This window comes from Beduini massiliensis (assembly GCF_000829905.1).
In the GTDB taxonomy this organism is placed as follows: domain Bacteria; phylum Bacillota_I; class Bacilli_A; order Erysipelotrichales; family Coprobacillaceae; genus Beduini; species Beduini massiliensis.
This window is the reverse complement of sequence record NZ_CDPP01000005.1, coordinates 399,879-419,258: the sequence shown is the minus strand read 5'-3', so window position 1 is coordinate 419,258 and position 19,380 is coordinate 399,879. Positions and strand designations below refer to the sequence as shown.

At 36.4% G+C, this 19,380-nt stretch carries 21 protein-coding genes; 11 read left to right on the top strand and 10 right to left on the bottom strand.

Annotated elements, in window-relative coordinates:
* The first annotated feature begins 59 nt into the window (after positions 1-59).
* The 6 genes from BN1225_RS08830 (at position 60) to BN1225_RS08805 (ending at position 4,957) form a co-directional block, all read left to right on the top strand.
* Entirely contained in the window at positions 60-263 is a 204-nt protein-coding gene (locus BN1225_RS08830) for a cold-shock protein (RefSeq protein WP_041139438.1), read from the top strand.
* Between the two features lie 107 nt (positions 264-370).
* Positions 371-901, top strand: coding sequence for an RNA polymerase sigma factor (locus BN1225_RS08825; protein ID WP_041139437.1), 531 nt, complete (start codon positions 371-373; stop codon positions 899-901).
* Entirely contained in the window at positions 901-1,635 is a 735-nt protein-coding gene (locus BN1225_RS08820; RefSeq protein ID WP_041139436.1) for a hypothetical protein, read from the top strand. Before BN1225_RS08825 ends, BN1225_RS08820 begins: the two co-directional genes overlap by 1 nt.
* Positions 1,632-2,753 carry an ABC transporter permease gene (locus tag BN1225_RS08815; RefSeq protein ID WP_041139435.1) on the top strand — a complete coding sequence of 374 codons (1,122 nt, stop codon included), beginning with the start codon at positions 1,632-1,634 and terminating at the stop codon, positions 2,751-2,753. The genes BN1225_RS08820 and BN1225_RS08815 overlap by 4 nt, the downstream gene beginning before the upstream one ends.
* The gene (locus tag BN1225_RS08810) at positions 2,754-3,620 is read left to right on the top strand and encodes an ABC transporter ATP-binding protein (RefSeq protein WP_041139434.1); all 867 of its coding nucleotides are present in this window, start codon (positions 2,754-2,756) and stop codon (positions 3,618-3,620) included.
* Positions 3,617-4,957 carry an ABC transporter permease subunit gene (locus tag BN1225_RS08805; protein WP_041139433.1) on the top strand — a complete coding sequence of 447 codons (1,341 nt, stop codon included), beginning with the start codon at positions 3,617-3,619 and terminating at the stop codon, positions 4,955-4,957. Before BN1225_RS08810 ends, BN1225_RS08805 begins: the two co-directional genes overlap by 4 nt.
* 139 nt (positions 4,958-5,096) lie before the next feature.
* Here the strand turns inward: BN1225_RS08805 and BN1225_RS08800 are convergent, their stop codons facing one another.
* Positions 5,097-5,672, bottom strand: a complete 576-nt coding sequence (locus tag BN1225_RS08800; RefSeq protein ID WP_041139432.1) for an ECF transporter S component — start codon at positions 5,670-5,672, stop codon at positions 5,097-5,099.
* Between the two features lie 93 nt (positions 5,673-5,765).
* On the opposite strand from BN1225_RS08800, the gene pdxR reads away from it, so the two are divergent.
* Positions 5,766-7,082 carry a MocR-like pyridoxine biosynthesis transcription factor PdxR gene (pdxR, locus tag BN1225_RS08795; RefSeq protein ID WP_052466508.1) on the top strand — a complete coding sequence of 439 codons (1,317 nt, stop codon included), beginning with the start codon at positions 5,766-5,768 and terminating at the stop codon, positions 7,080-7,082.
* A 54-nt stretch (positions 7,083-7,136) separates the two neighbouring features.
* Here the strand turns inward: pdxR and BN1225_RS08790 are convergent, their stop codons facing one another.
* A complete protein-coding gene (locus tag BN1225_RS08790; protein ID WP_041139430.1) occupies positions 7,137-8,375 on the bottom strand; it encodes a 6-phosphofructokinase in 1,239 nt (412 codons plus the stop codon).
* A gap of 91 nt (positions 8,376-8,466) precedes the next feature.
* A complete protein-coding gene (locus tag BN1225_RS08785; protein ID WP_041139429.1) occupies positions 8,467-9,975 on the bottom strand; it encodes an IMP dehydrogenase in 1,509 nt (502 codons plus the stop codon).
* A 319-nt stretch (positions 9,976-10,294) separates the two neighbouring features.
* On the opposite strand from BN1225_RS08785, the gene BN1225_RS08780 reads away from it, so the two are divergent.
* The 3 genes from BN1225_RS08780 to BN1225_RS08770 are packed head-to-tail and all read left to right on the top strand — an operon-like array spanning position 10,295 to position 12,316.
* Complete coding sequence (locus BN1225_RS08780; protein ID WP_041139428.1) at positions 10,295-10,882, top strand: P-loop nucleotide/nucleoside kinase family protein; 588 nt, start codon at positions 10,295-10,297, stop codon at positions 10,880-10,882.
* A gap of 47 nt (positions 10,883-10,929) precedes the next feature.
* Complete coding sequence (locus BN1225_RS08775; RefSeq protein WP_041139427.1) at positions 10,930-11,769, top strand: patatin-like phospholipase family protein; 840 nt, start codon at positions 10,930-10,932, stop codon at positions 11,767-11,769.
* Between the two features lie 10 nt (positions 11,770-11,779).
* A complete protein-coding gene (locus tag BN1225_RS08770) occupies positions 11,780-12,316 on the top strand; it encodes a nitroreductase family protein (protein WP_041139426.1) in 537 nt (178 codons plus the stop codon).
* Positions 12,317-12,342: 26 nt separating this feature from the next.
* Here the strand turns inward: BN1225_RS08770 and BN1225_RS08765 are convergent, their stop codons facing one another.
* The 6 genes from BN1225_RS08765 to BN1225_RS08740 form a co-directional block, all read right to left on the bottom strand.
* Positions 12,343-13,671: a hypothetical protein gene (locus BN1225_RS08765; RefSeq protein WP_041139425.1), complete on the bottom strand. Its 1,329-nt coding sequence runs from the start codon at positions 13,669-13,671 to the stop codon at positions 12,343-12,345.
* Between the two features lie 96 nt (positions 13,672-13,767).
* Entirely contained in the window at positions 13,768-14,103 is a 336-nt protein-coding gene (locus BN1225_RS08760; RefSeq protein WP_041139424.1) for an EamA family transporter, read from the bottom strand.
* The gene (locus BN1225_RS08755; RefSeq protein ID WP_041139423.1) at positions 14,072-14,443 is read right to left on the bottom strand and encodes a transporter; all 372 of its coding nucleotides are present in this window, start codon (positions 14,441-14,443) and stop codon (positions 14,072-14,074) included. Before BN1225_RS08755 ends, BN1225_RS08760 begins: the two co-directional genes overlap by 32 nt.
* Entirely contained in the window at positions 14,421-15,617 is a 1,197-nt protein-coding gene (locus tag BN1225_RS08750; RefSeq protein ID WP_242857706.1) for an ATP-grasp domain-containing protein, read from the bottom strand. Before BN1225_RS08750 ends, BN1225_RS08755 begins: the two co-directional genes overlap by 23 nt.
* The gene (rffA, locus tag BN1225_RS08745) at positions 15,568-16,695 is read right to left on the bottom strand and encodes a dTDP-4-amino-4,6-dideoxygalactose transaminase (protein ID WP_041139421.1); all 1,128 of its coding nucleotides are present in this window, start codon (positions 16,693-16,695) and stop codon (positions 15,568-15,570) included. The genes BN1225_RS08750 and rffA overlap by 50 nt, the downstream gene beginning before the upstream one ends.
* 14 nt (positions 16,696-16,709) lie before the next feature.
* Positions 16,710-18,017, bottom strand: coding sequence for an ArnT family glycosyltransferase (locus BN1225_RS08740; RefSeq protein ID WP_041139420.1), 1,308 nt, complete (start codon positions 18,015-18,017; stop codon positions 16,710-16,712).
* Between the two features lie 103 nt (positions 18,018-18,120).
* On the opposite strand from BN1225_RS08740, the gene BN1225_RS08735 reads away from it, so the two are divergent.
* Entirely contained in the window at positions 18,121-19,071 is a 951-nt protein-coding gene (locus BN1225_RS08735) for a glycosyltransferase family 2 protein (RefSeq protein WP_041139419.1), read from the top strand.
* Positions 19,072-19,139: 68 nt separating this feature from the next.
* Here BN1225_RS08735 and BN1225_RS08730 read toward each other — a convergent pair whose 3' ends face one another.
* A complete protein-coding gene (locus BN1225_RS08730) occupies positions 19,140-19,376 on the bottom strand; it encodes a hypothetical protein (RefSeq protein ID WP_041139418.1) in 237 nt (78 codons plus the stop codon).
* Between the last annotated feature and the right edge of the window lie 4 nt (positions 19,377-19,380).

Sequence of the window (19,380 nt, the reverse complement as noted above, 5' to 3'; positions counted from 1 at the left end):
AGTATAGTTTAATTGTCGGAAGACATTAGATTATTGAAAGGTTTAAGGTATTATTGAAAATGGCAACAGGAAAAGTTAAAATGTTTAACAAAGAAAAGGGATTTGGATTCATCATCATGGATGGTGGAGACAAAGATGTATTTTTCCATTATTCTCAAATCGTACAAGACGGATTCAAAACAGTAGACGAAGGTCAATTAGTTGAATTTGAACTTGTTGAGGGAGATAAGGGATTACAAGCTCGCAACGTAGTTAAATTATAATTAACGAAAAGAAGGGTGTAAGAGAAATCTTACATCTTTTTTTGTTTTTTCATATTTTTTCGTCTTTTTTATAAATCAATCGTTATATAGAGTGAAGGAGGTTATCGATGAGTTCTAAAATAATAAAACGAATCGCTCAAAAAGAGGAGCATGCATTGGATTCCATGATTCGTGATTGTTATCCTAAAATATATGGATACTTATATCGCCGTATAATGGACGAAGGCTTAGCTAAAGACCTGACTCAGGAAACTTTCTATCATTTTTTCTCACATATTCAGCAATATCAAGATCAGGGGAAGCTGTTGAACTATTTATATAGAATTGCACAGCATCTTCTCTATGACTATTTCAAATCACAAAAGATCGTAATCAGTGAATTGGATGAGTCATTGATTAGTGACCCAGCTTACGATACACAGACGATAGTAGAACGTCAGGAAGAAGACATTATTTTAAGAAAATGGATTGAGCAGCTGCCAGTTCATTTGCAGGATATTATTTATCTGCGTTATTATGAAAAGATGAAGTTCAAGGATATTTCAAAAATTACCGGGAAACATGTCTCGACGTTGAAATCACAATCAAAGTTGGCTGTAGAATTGTTGAAAAAAATGGCAAAAAAGGAGGGCTGGTAATGAAAAAAGCAAAATTGAATTTAGAAAACATTGAAATTCCACCAATCTTAGAGGCGGATATAATAAAGACTATTGAGCATTCTAAGCAGATTTTAAATAATGTTCAAACTGTGAAAAAAGAAAGGAATATGACGGAGGTTATTAAAAGAGTTATCTTTTTATATGGATGGAAAAGCATTTGTCTGCAAGGACTTTTATCTCTGTTGGTTTTAGTATTAGGCTGGATCTTGTTGCCCGGTGCTGCCAGACAATTTTCGATGGCACTATTATGGATGGGGGGGATTATTATGTCGATTGCGGTATCAGCGGAACTGATTCGTTCAGACATCTATCAAATGTCAGAGTTGGAAAGAACCTGTGAATATTCACCTCAGCGTTTATTGATATGGAAGATGAGCTTATTGAGCTTTATTTCTCTTACCGGATTAAGCTTAGTGTCTTTCCTGCTGGCAAGTAAAACCAACCTTCATTTTTATACGTTGCTTTGTGGTGGTTGTATCCCGTTTTTTGTATTAACCGGATTAATATTACAGCTGCGTAATCGTGAGAATTTACTGGCGAATTTTGTTTTGCTGTATACCTTAGCCATTGGTGTCTTAATAACAGCAGAGATCAACTGTTCCAATCAGATTTTACATTTTTTAGATACATTTGGCGTTGCTTTGTTGGTTATTTCGTTTATCTATTGTTTAATGAATTCTTTGAATGTAAATAAATGGAGGCACGGAAAATGAAAAATCTAATAAAGTGTGAATTAAAAAAGTTTTTACATCCGCTTCCGCATCGTATCGTTATTGCATTTTTGATGATACTGCCACTATTGTTCGTTTTGGGTTTTCAGTATAGCGAGCAGCATTCTCAAGTACTTTTTGATGGCGAATGGGTATCTTTGGCTAAGGGGAAACAATCTGCCGATCAGATTCGGACAGACTTAGCCGGATTGATTGATGAAAGCTGGCTGTCAAGGGCAAAGACAATGCTTGATGATGTAACCAATAGTGATTTAGGGCAGATGGATATGAAATATCAAACAGTTTCTGATGCTTACTGGAAAGGCAAATACACCTATAATAACTATGAAACCAATAAACATAACATCATGACTCCGGAAATTGTTAAAGTGGATTTAGAAAAACATTCACCGGTCTATGGCCCCTATGAAGGATGGCTTACACGTTTGGAAATCTTTAAATACTGTGCCATTGTTTATATTATCAGCTGTTTATATCTGTTTAGTGATTTATTTAATCAAGAAGAAGCGGCAGGCATCATGGATATGCTTAAAAGTTCTCGGATGGGAAGAAAACCATTAGCTTTTGCTAAAATTGCAGTTGCTTTAATAATGACTGTAACGATTGGCTTACTGATGTACGGAGTATTAGCTTTAAGTACATCTTCCATGCTTAATTTACAAGGGAGCAAAACAACGGTTTTGATGCTTGAAGGGGCATTTCAAATCTATAATTTTAAAGAGATCAATCAGCAGGCTTTTCTATTAATGATGGTTGGCGGAGTAAGCTGTACAATGGTAGCGGCATTTTTATCTGTTATTATGAAAAAGCCATTTGCCAGTCTGGCAGGAAGCATTCTTTTTTATGCGGGACCAAGTTTAATTACAATTCGCTTTTTTAATACTGCATGGAATGTTTTCTTTCCATCAAGCTTTCTAAATTTTCAGTCGTTAAATCAGCTTATGCATTTTTCATGGGTACAGATTAATGCTCAAATTTATCATCGTATGGGTGCGGTCGGGCTGATTTGGGGAACGATTACTTGCTTGCTGATGATAAGCATTATCTATGTTCACTGCAAAAATAAAAAGAACTATATTTTAAAAGGATGGAGATCGTAAATGAACCTTAAATTAGAAAATATCACAAAACAATATGGACGTACACTTGCCGTTAATCATTTGAATGCAACGTTATCTCCCGGAATTATCGGATTGCTGGGAGCAAATGGAAGCGGTAAGACCACTTTGCTGCGAATCATTGTCGGTGTCTTGATGCAGGATGAAGGGAATGTCTGTTTTGGAGATATCAATATTGAAAATAAGAAAGAAGAATATCTTTCTCAAATCGGCTATATGCCACAGCATCTAGGTATGTATCCAACGTTTAGAGTTGATGAGTTTCTATATTATATGGGGGCAATCAAAGGGTTAACGAAAGCGTATACGGAAAAAAGAATTAATGAACTTTTACCCAAACTGCATTTGGAAAATGAACGAAAAAAGAAAGTAAAGGCATTATCCGGAGGAATGCGTCAGCGTTTAGGGATTGCTCAAGCTTTATTAAATGATCCGGCATTTTTAATCTTGGATGAACCGACGGCAGGATTGGACCCAAAAGAAAGAAATCAGTTTTCAAGATTGCTCTCAGAATTATCAAGAGAAAAAATCATTTTGCTTTCAACGCATATTGTCAGCGATGTAGAAGCTATTGCAGATAAGATCATGATTATGAAAAAAGGCAGTATATTAGCCTATGATACTCCTCAGATCTTACTAAAAACGATTGAAGGCATGGTCAAGGAATGTGTTGTTAGTCAAAATGAATGGAAACATTGGCAGTTTCAAGCTGTGATCTGTTCACAAAAAACAAGAGGGGATGGCATTATGGTTCGATATATTGATAAAGAAAATAAAGGACAAGGAGAAGTCGTTGAAGCAACACTAAATGACTTATATTTATATTTTTTTGAGGAGGGAAACGAATGAGACTCTTTCTATATGAATGCAAAAAAATAATAGGCTCTAAAATTAATTTTCTAGTATTGATTATATTTTGTTTGATTTGTGTATGGATATATAATGTCAATGTTAAAAATGATGCACCCTCAATTTTGCAAAGAGACTACTATGATCAGGGGCAGAAAATGAGTAAACAAGAAGTGATGCAAGAAATTGCCGTAGCGAAGCAGCAGTGGACGGGGATCATGGATGAGTCTTGGTGGGAAAGGCTTCAGCAGGCGTTTATCGAGAGTGAATTGCGCAGCAATGAACAACTGTTTGATGTCGATCAGATGAACGAGCTTTATGGCACCGGCTGGAGTTTAGATTATGCACTAAATCACCAAGATTATACAATAGCAGCGGATGGTGAAGTCGAAGAGGGGAAAAAGCAGTTGATCTTAAGAAAAAACATACTTCCTTCAACGAAAGAAGATATTGCGAAAGATGTTGCGTGGGATATTTATATGAACTATGCGGAAATTATTCTAAAAAATAAACCATGGAATAGTGAAGATGGAACGTATGGGACTATGTATAGCGGATTAAGCGGTGAAGCAACTCCGTCCCCTGTTTATTCTTCTGCGAATCTGAGCAAAGCGGAAATTTTAATGCTGAAAGATAAGATGAATTCCATTGATAAGTTCTATTATGGGGATACAAAAAACTTAGGCAGCTTGCTTAGCACCTTAGCTACTTCGGGTATTCTTTTGATGATTTGGGTGCTGTTGATCTCCACGGATATTGTGAATAAAGAACGAAAAAATCAAATGTTGGAAATACAGCGTACTTGTATAAATGGAAAATCACGTTTAATTCTCTCTAAAATCGGGGCTGTCCTTATCAGCAGTACCATTGGGTTTGTGGTGATTGTAGGCGGAGTCTCACTGTATGCTTTATTGACAGGCGGAATCGGTGATGCTTCTGTCAGTGTCATCGAACAAATTTATATGGTTTCCATTTTCAATTTTAGACAAGCTTATTTGATTGGTGTAATGAGTATTTTTTTAGGAACGCTGGTGACTGCGATGATTGGTTGTCTTGTCTCAACGTTTATTAAATCTACTTACAGATCATTAGCATTAACCGTTATCATTATGTATATTGTGCCTACTTTATTTAATATTTTTGGCAATATCAAAAATTTGCTTCCGGTAAACTTTATGAGTATTACCAATGTCTCAGTAAGAAGCTTTACCACAATGTTTTTTGGCAAACCATACTATTTGTATCAGTTGCTGCCGATTTTATGGATTCCTATCTGTATTTTCATTGTCATTATTGTCAAATTCAAATATAATTCGAAATCCTATCCCATTATTTAATACCAGCTTATTTCTCTATTATAAAGAAGCTTAAATGAAGTAAAGGGCAAAAAAAGGAGTTGAACTCATAATGAATCTCTTAAGCTGCATGCAACTTAGGAATTCGTTTTTAGAGAAAACTCCTTTTTATCATATCGTTTTATTGAATCAATGACTTGACTTTTGAATTTTTAGATAGAGCTAAATACAGCACTGTCGCAATGATAACGGATGTTACGGCATTAAATAAGGTAACTCCACCCATCCACGTCGCTAAAATTTTAGCGGCATTGACATCAGCGCCTAATAAGAAACGATTGTATAGAAAAGAGACAATCGGTTCAAAGATGACATTAAAGCCCATTCCGGCAGAGGCGGCAAAGATCGTCCATTTTAAGGTATAAGATTTGTCGTTGCTCTTCGATAGTTTAGCGATTTTATGAGCCACTAAACCGGTAATTAAGCCGATACATAATTTTAAAATAAATGTTTTAGGTGCGGACATGATATATAATGGATTAAATAAATCTCCTAAAGTCATACCGACTGCGCCGGCTAATCCGCCATAAAATCCCCCTAACAACAAAGCCCCGAGAACGCAGAATGCATTTCCAAAATGAATGGCTACAGCACCGGTAGGCAATGGAATATCGATCTTTAAATATTGAAAACCAATATAGCAAAGTGCTGCCATTAATGCTGTTAATGATAATCGAAGTACTGAATTTGATTTCATACTATTTCCCCCTTAATGAATTTATGCTATAATTAAACCACTAAGTTGTGTATATTAAAATACACAAAAATGATAAAATTAAAGGGGACAGATATGAGCAAATATGAAGCCTTATATAAACGTTTACGTCAGGATATACTAGATGGGAACTATCGTTATAAAGAAAAGCTCCCTTCGATTAGGGAAATGGAAAAAAATACCGGATTGTCACGTACGACCATTGAAGCGGCATATGGGCAATTGCTGGTAGAGGGGTATATCGTGTCACGCCATAAAAGCGGTTATTTTGTAGACGTGGATCTTAAGCAAAAGCAAGAAATGGCGATTTTGAAACAGCCTCATTGCTCCTATTTAAGAGTACATTATAATTATGATTTTAGTGGGGGGGCAGTTGATCCATCGTCATTTAATATGGAACTATGGAAAAAATATATTCGTCAGGCATTGCAGGAGCAAGAAAGTTTATATGAGTACGGACAACAGCAGGGAGAGTTGGTATTAAGACAAGCGCTATGCCACTATACGTCCATGTATCGTGGTGTTCATGCAAGTGAGGAGCAAATGGTCATCGGGTCCGGATTTCAGGCGTTGTTAACGATCTTATGCGGGTTATTAAAAAATGTAAAGCGGGTTGGAATGCCTAGAAGCGGATTCTTGCATGCCCAGATGATTTTCAGTGATTTTAATATTGAAACAATCATGCTGGAAGAAGATGAAGATGGTATCGTGATGGATTCCTTGTATAATGTTGAGATTGACTTTCTTTATCTAAATACCTCTTCTGCGGGTCAAAAATCAGGCGCTTTGCCAATATCACGTCGTTTGCAGATAATTGAATATGCTAAAGCCCATTCTATCTTTATTATAGAAGATGACCATAATGGAGAACTGCGTTACAGTGCAAAGCCGGTTCCTGCCATGCAGGGACAAGATCCGGAACACATTATCTACATCGGTTCCTTTTCCAAACTGATGGTTCCTTCTTTACGTATTGCCTATATGGTCTTACCGCTTTCTTTATTGGATAAATACAGCATCAAAAGAGATTATTACCATCAAAACGTATCTAAACTCGAACAGATTGCCTTAGCTTATTTTATTGAAGATGGTCAGCTGATCCGGCAGTTAAAAAGGCTTCGCCGCCTATACAGTAAAAAAAGCCGAATGCTTATCGATAGTCTGAATCTTTATTTTGATCATCCCCAAATACAGCTCGAAGAAACGGCTTTGCGTGTGCGTGTTACTTTTCAGTTTTTGTTGGATGCAGAAGGAATTTTAAAAAACGCACATGAACATGGGATTGATTTGCAGATCCAGCAAAAACAATGTCTATTATCATTTTCCAGCATCTCTTTAGATAAGATAGAAGAGGGGATTAAGCAGTTATCGAAGATTATTTTGACACAATGAATAAAAACGGAGATTCATTGTTTATTAAACCGAGATCTCCATTTTTTTGTAGTTTTATTTTTCTAAATGCGCAGTACTTAAATATTGAGGAATTCCATCTTGATAAGAAAGATAGACTTCACCAAGGATAAGCGGATATAAATATTGATATAGCTTGTCGGTAATATCATTGCCGGCTTCATTAATCCATTCAACAGGGACTTTCTTCTCATAGTTTGCAGCAGTTAAGACATCGATTGCCCCAATTTCGATTTCATAATCTTCTTGATCTTTACGATTGAAGACCATCATTTTTCCGGTTTCACCACGCAATGCATGAAGCACTGCTTCTTTACCGATCAAGAAAGATTCGTCGTTATCACATTTGCTGGCAATGTGCATGGCACAACGCTGCAATACATTTAATTCAATACTTCTTACTTTACAGTGGAACGCTTGGAAAGCAATCGTTTCCAATACTTTTGCAGTACCGGAATGGATAATATGTCCAAACGCATCTTTTTTTGTATAACGTGAATCCTGATCTAAGTAATTACCGTCTTTATCACGGATTCCTTCCGAAACGGCGATAACGACACCACGCTTATGCTTAAATACTTCCGCAATAGCTTCAATAAATTTTTCTTTATCGAAAGTTACTTCCGGCAAGTAGATCAAATCCGGTGCAGTGTTATAGCCGTTTCTCGCTAAAGCAGCGGCAGCAGTTAACCAACCGGCATTACGTCCCATGATTTCCACAATCGTAATGGATTGCAGTTGATAGATCATGCTGTCATGAGCAATTTCCAACATAGACGTTGCCACATATTTAGCCGCGGAACCAAATCCGGGAGTATGATCAGTTCCCATTAAATCGTTATCAATGGTTTTAGGAATACCAATAATTTTTACATCTTTGTTCATCATCTTAGCATAACCGGATAACTTTAATACAGTATCCATAGAATCATTTCCGCCGATATAAAAGAAATCGGTAATCTCTAAACGTTCAAAAATATCAAATACTTCTTTATAAACATTCGGGTCTTCATCATAATTAGGTAATTTATAGCGGCAACTTCCTAAAAACATTGCCGGAGTATGACGTAACTGTTCAAGTTTTTCAGCTGTGTCAAACTCTTTTTTTAAATCTAAATATTGAAGTGCCAATAACCCCTTAATGCCATTTACGGCACCATATATATTATCAAATTGTTCTGATTCCAGACATTGAGCGATCACTCCTGCCAAAGAAGCGTTGATCGCTGCCGTAGGGCCTCCGGACTGCCCGACTAAACAATTACGTTTTTTCATAGATACCTCCAAAAAATCCACCTTTATTATCTTATCATAAATTGTCCTTTTTTGTCTAATATAAATTAAAAAAGAGCCGATTGGCTCTTGATTATTTATTTTGGTTAGGCACTGAATCTTTTAAGACAACATCATGTGCGCCACCTTCGACGATACTTGTTGAAGAGACTAATGTCATCTTTGCATTCTTCTGTAAGTCAAGAATAGAAAGTGCTCCGCAGTTGCACATTGTGGATTTAATCTTATTTAAGGATAAAGCAACATTGTCTTTTAAACTTCCGGCATAAGGAACATAAGAATCGACACCTTCTTCAAATGAAAGCTTAGAATCTCCTCCCATGTCATAACGTTGCCAGTTACGTGCACGAGCGCTTCCTTCTCCCCAGTATTCTTTCATATATTGTCCATTGATGACAACTTTATTTGTTGGTGATTCGTCAAATCTTGAGAAATAACGACCTAACATGATAAAGTCAGCTCCCATGGCTAAAGCCAAAGTCATATGGTAATCATGAACGATTCCACCGTCACTGCAGATAGGGACATAAATTCCGGTTTCTTCAAAATATTCATCTCTTGCTTGAGCGACTTCAATCACAGCTGTTGCCTGTCCGCGCCCAATCCCTTTTTGTTCACGAGTGATACAGATTGAACCACCGCCGATTCCTACTTTAATGAAATCTGCTCCGGCATCTGCTAAGAAACGGAATCCTTCACGGTCAACGACATTTCCGGCACCTACTTTTACATTTTCACCGTAATGTTCTCTGATCCATTCAATGGTGATTTTTTGCCATTCTGTAAATCCTTCTGATGAATCGATGCATAAAACATCAGCTCCGGCTTCGATTAAAGCAGGCACACGTTCAGCGAAATCTCTTGTGTTGATACCGGCACCTACTACATAGCGCTTAGATTCATCAAGTAATTCATTAGGATTATCTTTTGCAGATTCATAATCTTTTCTAAATACAAAATAAAGTAACTGCTGATTTTCATTAATAATTGGCAATGCATTCAATTTGTTATCCCAAATCATATCATTTGCTTCTTTTAAGGTAACACCTTCTTTAGCGTAAACTAATTTATTGAATGGTGTCATGAATTCTTTTACTTTTGTTGATGGTTCCATTCTTGTTACACGATAATCTCTTCCTGTAACAATCCCCAGTAATTTACCATCCGCAGTACCATTGTCAGTAACTGCCATAGTAGAGTGACCTGTTTTTTCTTTTAATTTAATCACGTCTTGTAAAGTTGCTTCAGGTGAAATGTTAGAATCACTTTTAACAAACCCTGCTTTGTAATCTTTTACGCGTTTTACCATTGCGGCTTCATTTTCAATCGTTTGAGAACCGTAGATAAATGAAACACCACCTTCTCTTGCTAAAGCAACTGCCATTGTATCATTAGATACAGACTGCATGATTGCAGATACAAGAGGAATATTCATCGTAATTGCTGGTTCTTCTCCCTTTTTATATTTCACCAGCGGTGTTCTTAAAGATACATTCTTTGTTTGACACTCAGCTGATGAATAACCAGGAACTAATAAATACTCGTTAAAAGTGTGTGAAGGTTCACTGTAAAAAAATGCCATGTTTTTATCTCCTTTTTCTTTGATTAATGTTTTAAAAATTATACAGACTATAATGAAAAGTGTCAAGAGAATTGTCGAATTATTTTGTATTCATATAAAAACATTTTTATTGATAAAATGGGAATAATTGAATGCATTTTAATAAATTGAAAATTATAGAATTCTGTTGAAAAATAGTCTATAATAGATACGTGAAATATTTGATTGGTTTTATCTTATCTTATAAAAAGAGATAATTATTGACACAACAATTTTAGTGGTGTAAGATGTTGTGTAGACAAAAAATAAGATTTAACGTAATGATAAACGGAGGTTTTTTATGAAAAAATTGATTTTAGTTACTTCTCCACCAGCAAGCGGAAAAACATTCGTATCTAAACAATTATCTAAAGCATTAAAAAATATTGTATATTTAGATAAAGATACATTGATTCCACTTTCTCATCAGGTGTTTAGAGTAGCGCATGAAGAAGAGAACCGCAGTTCGGCCTTCTTTGAAGAATGGATTCGCAATCCTGAATATGAAGTCATTGTTGATTTAGCTTTGGAAGCATTGGATTATGCTGATACAGTATTGATCAATGCACCATTCACTCGTGAAATCCGTGATCAAAAATGGATGGATCAAATGATGGAAAAACTAGCTAAAAAGGGAGCTAAATTATCTATTATTTGGGTACACACAGATGTTGAAACATGCCGTCAACGTATGATTGACCGTAATTCTGATCGTGATACTTGGAAATTGGCTCATTGGGATGAATATATTGCAGGACGTGATTTCTCGATTCCTGATTTATTCCCAGATCCAAATTGCAATGGTGAACTTATTGTTTTTGAAAATTCTTCTGATGAAGAGTTCAAAGCATCACTTGAATCTGTTTCAAAATATCTAATGGAGAAATAATAGACTCAACTTTGGTTGAGTTTTTTTATTAGAAAGGAGCATTATTTATGCCGAGTTTAGTTTTAGAAGGAGGAACGTTTCGCCCGATTTTCTCTGCCGGGGCAATGGACGCTTTATTAGACTTAGGATTAGAATTTGACTATGTCATTGGTGTTTCGGCAGGCATTTGCAATGGTTTTTCCTATGTCTCTAAACAAAAGGGAAGAAATTTGGAAGTGGTTCGTCAGTTTCGCCATGATAAGCGCTACATCGGGAAACGTCATTATTTAAAAGAGAGCTCTTTGTTTGGAATCGATTTTATTTATAATCAGATTCCCAATACGCTGATACCATTTGACTATAAAACCTTTATGGAAAATGCTTGTCAAGTAAGAGTAGGGGTAACGAATGTGGAATCCGGAAAGTGTGAGTATTTAGATGGAAAAATGACAGATAAAACAAACGTGATGCTTCAGGCTACTTGTGCCATTCCTTTTGTCTTTCCGGCTATAAAAATTGGCAACAGCAAATATTATGATGGGGGACTAAGCGATCCAATCCCGATTAAAAAAGCGATTAAGGATGGCAATCAAAAACATTTAATCTTACTTACCCGAACGAAAGAATATCGTAAGGAATTAAACACATCAACTCGCATGGCGGCAAAGACTATTCGTCATATTTATCCAAAGCTGGCATCTGTTTTATTAAATCGTCATCTTTTATATAACGAAACGGTTGCTTTTTGTGATAAACTAGAAGCTAAGGGGAGTGCTGTTGTTTTGCGCCCCAGCTATGAACTGGATTCCATGGAAAACGATATTGAACAGTTAAATAAAAACTATGAAGCTGGCTATCAGTTAGTCATGGAAAATCAAGAACGGATCAGACAGTTATTCAATGAATAGGAGGGATAATATGGAACTGACTGCATGTATTGAAAACAGAAGAAGTATTCGTCGTTATTTAGATAAGCCGGTTGATCGCGATATCATTAAAACATTGATCAAGGCGGCAAGTGATGCACCATCTTGGAAAAATTCTCAAGTATCACGTTATTATGTGGTAGATCGCCCGGAAACCAAAACCGCATTTATGCCTTGTTTAGCTGAGTTTAATCAAAAAAATGTAAAAGATGCACCTGTGATTATTGTTTCGACAGTCGTAAAAAATCGCAGTGGTTTTGAACGTGACGGCAGCTATACGACCCATTTAAAAGAAGGGTTCCAATATTTTGATAATGGGCTGCAAGTTGAAAATCTATGCTTAAAGGCTTATGATCTTGGGTTAGGAACATTGATTATGGGAATTTATGACAATGAAGCGATTCGTACATTCTTTGCGATCCCGGATAATGAAGAGGTGGTTGCGGTTATTGGTGTCGGATATGCAGATATTGCTCCGGAACAGCCGATGCGTAAAAGTGTTGATGAAATTGTCCATTTCAAAGAATAAAACCAAGCTTATTGAGGCTTGGCTTTTTAGTTATCTATTCTTTTTAATTGACAATTTTTAATCTGTACGTATTGTCCTTCTTCTAAGAAAATCGGATCATTTAATTGTTGTCCATAAACTTTTATGATCGGATTATCACGATAATAACTGTCTTTGTAAATATTGACTTGATTAGAATAGTTATCACTGTTTTCAGGTATAATCCGATATTCTCCGGCTGGCAGATGAAGTCCAACTTTAAAGATACCGCCCTCAGATAAGTTTACAGACGGATTGGCGTCAATGGAATAAAAGTAATTTGAACCGGTATAATGGATATACTCTCCTTTTTTCACACTGATGACCAGTGTTTTATTTGTATATAAGGTTTCTTTATTGAGAGCGGAACTGTAATCTTCGGCACCGCTTCTGACATAAAAACTGCCCCTGTCATAAAAGGCGATATATTCTCCTTCGGGAATATCGGTGCCAACTTTATAAACCCCCTTACCATAACGGCTTTTCATCAAATTATTTTGGTAAACTTCATATTCTTCTACTTGAGGTTCCAATTCTTCTAAACGCTTGCACCAATTCTCATATTCATTTGAGTATTGGGGAGCATTCATTTTATCTACAAAGCTTTTGGTCATGCTGTAGTTCCGCTGTGTCGGTTCATTTTCCAATATTTTAAATTCATTATTGACGAAAGTAATATACTCATTTCTGATTTTTGATTCATGACTGGATATAAATGTCTCCGCCTCTTTATCCAAGGTTGAAAGAAGCACTTCATATTCGGATGCACTTATTTTATTTTGCTGAGTAAAACGCAGCCCGTTCATTGCTTTTTCAAATGCTTTTGTGGTGATAGACTGCTGTTGACTATAAGGATCGTTGATTGAGGTGATCAAAACAACATTCTTAATTTGAGTCGTGTTGTAATGATATTTATAGTACCGGTCATTCGCTACATAATCCCCATAGGCTGCTGCCGTAAAAACCTCTGCCCCATAAGTTTGGAGAGATTCCAAATATTTGATTCTCAGTTGTGCTGCTTCTTTATTTTTATAAACTTCGATACGACCATACTGCTGATCAAGATATCTAAACGTAGTATAGGATAACGGATAATAATGTTGTTCTAATGTTTTAGGCGGATTAAGATGAAGATCAACAACCGAGCCATTCACATAGTTAAGTGCATTCTTAAAATCTGATTCCTTGTACATTCTATTCACGATGATCTGGGCATCACAGTTAACCAAATCCTGCTTTCTTAAAAAGAAACCTGAAGCCGCAATCACGCCGATAATCATGATGATGAAATAAATAAGTTTAGAATATTGTTTTATAAGTGTATTTAGTCTTTTCATTTTATCCCCCACCGTATCCCCATTATAGCATGTATTTTGAGTTCTGAAAAATAAAAATCCAAGGAGCACTTGGATTTCTTTGAAACAGGATGGATTCTATAAATAGAAAAGAATAATCCCAATGACAATAATGATATTGCCTAATAATTTCCGTTTTGTTATTTTCTCGTTTAAAAAGAAATAACTTAAGATCATGACAATGAAATAACCGATTGATTCAATGATAGGACCTTCTTTATAATGAAGTCCGGAAAAGGCAAAAATCGTTAAAATGGTGGAAATAATCATTAAACTATATCCGAAAATCACATAAGGATTGAGATATTCTTTTAATAATGAATCATGATGGTGATAGGTGCTTTTTTTAAGGAAAATCTGTGATATACTAGCGACAATAACGCTAATGATCAGGATTAGATGATGTTTGTTCATCAAGATTAACTAGGAGGATGCCGCAAATGGCAACGCCGATTCCGATTATATTCATGATTGTAATGTTTTCCTTAAAAATAAATAAAGCAAAGATTACCGACCAAAGCAGTCCGGTGGCTCGGTTGGCATAGGCAATAGAGAGATCAAAATGCTTGATGACCTGCTGCCAAAGGATCGCGTAAATACCTAAAATAAGAATTTCAATTCCGTAAAACAAAATAAATTTAGGGGAAAGGAAAGCTTCATTAGAAGCAAATTTCGCACATACGCTGGATAAAGAATAGATTATAATAACGAGTTGTAATAGAATGATGTTTTTAAATTTTAGCTTTGTTTTCATGTGTAAGTAGTCCTTTTAACTGATCTTTTCGATCACATTTTAAAATAAAGTAGCCATGACGGCTGCTGCTGTCTACAATGTTTGCACTAGGATGTTCATCGATATATATTTTTTCAATCCAGTGTGGCTTTGTTTTTTTAAGGTCTTCAAGCAGCTTAAGATCTTCATCATTGAATATAAAATGGATCAAAGCAACCTTAGGGGGTTGTTTTTTTTGCGGTTTTGGCCGAATGCCTAAGGCAATATCTAAAACACACCCTACGAAGTTATAACCGGTGGATAACTGAACTAAGTGGCTGCCGATACAATCGCCTCCCATACGGGCACCGATTTCGATGATGCGCATTCCTTCCTTAGTTAAACGAAACTCACCGTGAATAGCGCTGTTTTGAATATTTAAAGCTTTAAAAGCTTTAAATAATTCTAATGTGATGGCATGCTGTGTTTCTTCATCAAGATCACTTGGCTGTAAATGGGCTGTTTCGATGAAATGAGGAGCTCCCGTTGTGTATTTTTTAGTAAAGGTCAAAAGATGATATTCACCTTGAAAAGCAAACGCTTCTACACTGTATTCGGGGCCCTCGATATATTCTTCAACCATTGCTTTTTTCTCAAAACTATAGTCTATCGCTTGATCGATAGCATCGGATAATTGATCAGAGTTTTCCACTTTAAATATTCCCCGACTGCCGGAACGATCTGTTGGTTTGACGATCACGGGAAAAGCAAATTCCACCGTTTCTTTACTAGAAGCAACGACTTTAAATGATGGGGTAGGCAGTCCCGCTTTTTTTAAAGCTTGGCGCATGGCATATTTATTCGTAGTGTTTTTAACACATTTTAAATCATTGCAGGGCAGTGACAGTCTTCTTGAAAGTTCATTAACACTCACTGCCGCAAGATCAGAGGCAATCGAACAAATTGCATCCGGTTTTATTTTCAGACATTCTTCATATATCTGATCAATCTCAACGATACTGATTGGATAAAAGTAATCAGCTTCCTTTTCTCCGATATCGCCACATTCCCATGCAAAGACATGCGTCGTATAGCCCCGCTTCTTGGCTTCTAAAATAAGGGGCAGCTGAAAATCATTTGCCCCTATGATAACGATATTTTTCATTTTAACGATAATATTCCTTGATTGCTTCGATAACGCTGCTGATTTCGTCATCGGTAATATTATAGAAAAGCGGAAGTCTTAATAAACGCTCACTTTCTTTTGTGGTATATTCGTCAACTCCATGAAAATACCCGAACTTTTGACCTGCCGGAGAACTATGTAACGGTACATAATGGAATACTGCCTGAATGCCTTTTTTCTTTAGATGTTGAATCAATGCACTTCGATCTGTTAAATCTTTAGTTTTAATATAAAACATATGGGCATTATGTGTACATTCACTAGGAACATAGGGCAGTTCAATATAGCCTGCCTCTGCCAGTTTACTTAATCCATCGTAATATTTATGCCAAGTACTTAAACGATGATTGTTGATCATATCCGCAGCTTCTAATTGTGCCCAAAGGTAAGCCGCGTTTAAATCGCTTGGCAAATAAGATGAACCATAGTCAACCCAAGTATATTTATCCACTTGTCCGCGGAAGAACTTAGAACGGTTTGTTCCTTTTTCACGGCTGATCTCCGCTTTTTCTTTGTATTGATCATCATGAAAAAGAATCGCACCGCCTTCTCCCATACTATAATTCTTCGTTTCATGGAAACTGTAGCAGCCAAAATCACCGATTGTCCCTAATGCTTTTCCTTTATAATAAGCGGTAACTCCCTGTGCGGCATCTTCCACAACTAACAAATGATGTTTTTTTGCAATTGCCATGATGGTATCCATTTCACAGCTGACACCGGCATAATGGACCGGTACGATCACTTTTGTTTTATCGGTAATCGCAGCTTCAATTTTTGTTTCATCAATATTCATCGTATCCGGACGAATGTCCACAAATACAATTTTAGCTCCTCTTAATACAAAAGCATCGGCAGTCGATACAAATGTGTATGAAGGCATGATGACTTCGTCTCCTTTTTGAATATCACAAAGGATCGCAGCCATCTCTAAAGCATGTGTACATGAAGTGGTTAATAAGACATTATTGATTTCAAAGCGTTTTTTCATCCACTCACTGCAAAGCTGAGTGAATTTTCCGTCACCGCAGATCTTATGCAGGTCCACAGCTTCTTTGATGTAATCCAATTCTTTTCCGACGTATGGCGGACGGTTAAAATCTAGCATATTATTTTCTCCCCCTAGTAGTAATATGGAATGATGATGAAAAATAAACTATATACCATTGTAAAAATACAACTACTACTCATTATTATAACATAGTGTTTTTTCCATTTGAAATGTTCTAGTAAAGATTGTGTCCCCAAAACAATAAAGTAGGCTAAAGGAATGATCATCGGCATACTGTAACGTCCCTGCGGCTGAAAATCATTGAAATAAGAATAATAGAGATTCAACAGGTTAGGGATGATCATAGCCAGTAACATCCCATAGTTAAACAAGGTCTTCATAAAATCTTTGGAAAATAAGATTTCTTTAATCTTATAAAAGCATCCGATCACCCCAACCAAAATCACGATACCCCAAAGCGGATAAAACCATAATGGTGGGAAAATCAGCATTCCTCCAAAGCGTGCGATAAAAGAAGTTAAAAATATTAATAACCATTGTTCACCGATCAGCATCTGCCATAATGACATATTCAGATTGCTGGGTGAAGCAATAAGCGAGGGTTTAAATTGATCTGTCGCATAAAGTTCTGCATAGTAGTTGCTGGTTCTCATACCGATAAAATCTCCGTCATATAAAAGATAGTTGCGAATAAACCACCAGCCTGCTAAAAGTAAAGCAATGGCAGAAATATAGAGGCCTTTTATCATTAATGGCTTAAACCATTGGTTAGGGTGAAAATGAATCATAGAACCGATAAAAATAATGATGCTGACTAAAATAAAACCATAGGCATTATAGTAAGAGAGGGCACAGACAGCAAGACCAACGGCTAATAAGGTACACGTACGATAGGACCATTGATCCTTAAATCCGCTTAACCATGCATAGACGATGAGAGAACAGCTGAACAATGCCAACCCATCATTATTAACATAAGTAAAGATAAAGACAAATTGCGGCAGACAACCGACAAAAATGATGAAGAGCCATTGCCAGCGTTCCTCTTTAAAAAGAATGCGTGCGATTTTTATAGTGAAATAAATAGTTCCCACCGCCAATATCACATTCATTACTCTCGCCCCCAGCCAAAGATAATGCACATTTGAGGTAAACAAAGAAACGATCTTCATTGGGATGGCACACAGCATATACGCTAAAATGGGGGTGAATGCATAGGATTGTCCCCACGTCCAATTCATGATTTCCGGATCGGCTCCATGGGGCAGAGATCCGTGATTTAATATATACTGACAGATTGAATAACGCATACTTTCGTCCGGTCCGGCATTTACAGGCTGGATCATTGCCCATAAACCGTAAAACAAAAATACACAGATTAAAAAATAGTAGTGTTTTTTCTCTAAACGATTTTCCATAGCTTCCTCCAATGGTTAAATAATAGCATTTATGAGGGATTTCTACAAGTTTACCCTTTAAATAATTCGGATTAAATGATATCATTGATAACTGGTGATAAATATGAAAAAAATATCAATAATTGTACCGGTTTATTATAATGAGGATAATCTTTTGCCGCTTTATGCGGATTTAAAGGAAAAAGTGCTGGACCCGATTCAGCATCGTTATCGCTATGAAATCGTCATGGTGGACGATGGCTCTAAAGACCGTTCATTTGAAGTCATGAATAATCTTGCCAGCATCGATGAACATATTAAGATTTATAAATTGTCTCGTAATTTTGGTGAACATTCTGCCCTGTTAGCGGGATTAAATGTATGTACGGGGGATCTGGCAGTCAGAAAAGCAGCCGATCTGCAGGAACCCAGTGAGATGATTTTGGATATGTTGGAAGAATACGAAAAAGGAAATTCCGTCATATTGGCGGTAAGGGAAGGAAGAGAAGAATCTGAGGGACAAAAATTCTTTTCCAATCTTTATGCCTATCTAATGCGTAAGTTTGCTTTATCCAATATGCCAAAAGGCGGATTTGATTCTTTCATGATCGATCGTCAGGTCATTGATACCTTGATTCAAATGAATGAAAAAAACACTTCACTGATGGCGCAGGTTTTATGGTGCGGATTTCCTACCAGTCGAATCGGTTATGTACGTAAAAAGCGGGAAATCGGAACTTCAAAATGGACACTGTCAAAGAAAATCAAGCTCGTTTTAGATTCTTTGCTAGGGTTCTCGTATTTTCCTATTCGCTGTATTTTAATGATCGGAGCCGCCAGCTTTGTGATATCGTTTATATGGTCAATTGTTTTAATTGTGCAAAGGTTAATGAATATTATTACGGTCGAAGGCTATACGACCATCATTATTTTAATCTTATTTGCTTTTAGTATCATTATGGGTTCTTTAGGCATTCTAGGAGAATATATTTGGCGTATGTTCGATGCAACGCGCAATCGTCCGCCGTTTATCTTTGATCTTCGCAGTAAAGAAGAAATGACAAAATCTAAATAATACATAAAAATCATGGATTATTTGCAGTGACCTCCTATTTTAAGGGGAGCTGTCTTTCCATGATTTTTTTAAGTGCGTTTTCTTATGATAAGGATGGCAATCCAGTAAATAGCAATGATACAAAGCATGACTGCGAATTGATCCAGCGGTCCGGTTGCCATTTTGGCAGCAATGAGACAAAAGGTGATCCCAATCACGTAGTCATACAACGTAAGATATTTTATTTCTTTGTTTCCCCATAATTTAACAGTGATGCATAATACGATAATGGAACTGACAGCCATCACAATCGTTTCTAAAATCATCCTC

Coding starts and splice junctions, on each gene's coding strand:
- BN1225_RS08805 (WP_041139433.1), top strand. CDS start 3,617: ATGAGACTCTTTCTATATGAATGCAAAAAAATAATAGGCTCTAAAATT.
- BN1225_RS08790 (WP_041139430.1), bottom strand. CDS start 8,375: ATGAAAAAACGTAATTGTTTAGTCGGGCAGTCCGGAGGCCCTACGGCA.
- BN1225_RS08830 (WP_041139438.1), top strand. CDS start 60: ATGGCAACAGGAAAAGTTAAAATGTTTAACAAAGAAAAGGGATTTGGA.
- BN1225_RS08750 (WP_242857706.1), bottom strand. CDS start 15,617: ATGACGAAATCAGCAGCGTTATCGAAGCAATCAAGGAATATTATCGTT.
- BN1225_RS08785 (WP_041139429.1), bottom strand. CDS start 9,975: ATGGCATTTTTTTACAGTGAACCTTCACACACTTTTAACGAGTATTTA.
- BN1225_RS08735 (WP_041139419.1), top strand. CDS start 18,121: ATGAAAAAAATATCAATAATTGTACCGGTTTATTATAATGAGGATAAT.
- BN1225_RS08780 (WP_041139428.1), top strand. CDS start 10,295: ATGAAAAAATTGATTTTAGTTACTTCTCCACCAGCAAGCGGAAAAACA.
- BN1225_RS08730 (WP_041139418.1), bottom strand. CDS start 19,376: ATGATTTTAGAAACGATTGTGATGGCTGTCAGTTCCATTATCGTATTA.
- BN1225_RS08740 (WP_041139420.1), bottom strand. CDS start 18,017: ATGGAAAATCGTTTAGAGAAAAAACACTACTATTTTTTAATCTGTGTA.
- pdxR (WP_052466508.1), top strand. CDS start 5,766: ATGAGCAAATATGAAGCCTTATATAAACGTTTACGTCAGGATATACTA.
- BN1225_RS08765 (WP_041139425.1), bottom strand. CDS start 13,671: ATGAAAAGACTAAATACACTTATAAAACAATATTCTAAACTTATTTAT.
- BN1225_RS08775 (WP_041139427.1), top strand. CDS start 10,930: ATGCCGAGTTTAGTTTTAGAAGGAGGAACGTTTCGCCCGATTTTCTCT.
- BN1225_RS08810 (WP_041139434.1), top strand. CDS start 2,754: ATGAACCTTAAATTAGAAAATATCACAAAACAATATGGACGTACACTT.
- BN1225_RS08800 (WP_041139432.1), bottom strand. CDS start 5,672: ATGAAATCAAATTCAGTACTTCGATTATCATTAACAGCATTAATGGCA.
- BN1225_RS08815 (WP_041139435.1), top strand. CDS start 1,632: ATGAAAAATCTAATAAAGTGTGAATTAAAAAAGTTTTTACATCCGCTT.
- BN1225_RS08825 (WP_041139437.1), top strand. CDS start 371: ATGAGTTCTAAAATAATAAAACGAATCGCTCAAAAAGAGGAGCATGCA.
- BN1225_RS08755 (WP_041139423.1), bottom strand. CDS start 14,443: ATGAAAACAAAGCTAAAATTTAAAAACATCATTCTATTACAACTCGTT.
- BN1225_RS08760 (WP_041139424.1), bottom strand. CDS start 14,103: ATGAACAAACATCATCTAATCCTGATCATTAGCGTTATTGTCGCTAGT.
- rffA (WP_041139421.1), bottom strand. CDS start 16,695: ATGCTAGATTTTAACCGTCCGCCATACGTCGGAAAAGAATTGGATTAC.
- BN1225_RS08820 (WP_041139436.1), top strand. CDS start 901: ATGAAAAAAGCAAAATTGAATTTAGAAAACATTGAAATTCCACCAATC.
- BN1225_RS08770 (WP_041139426.1), top strand. CDS start 11,780: ATGGAACTGACTGCATGTATTGAAAACAGAAGAAGTATTCGTCGTTAT.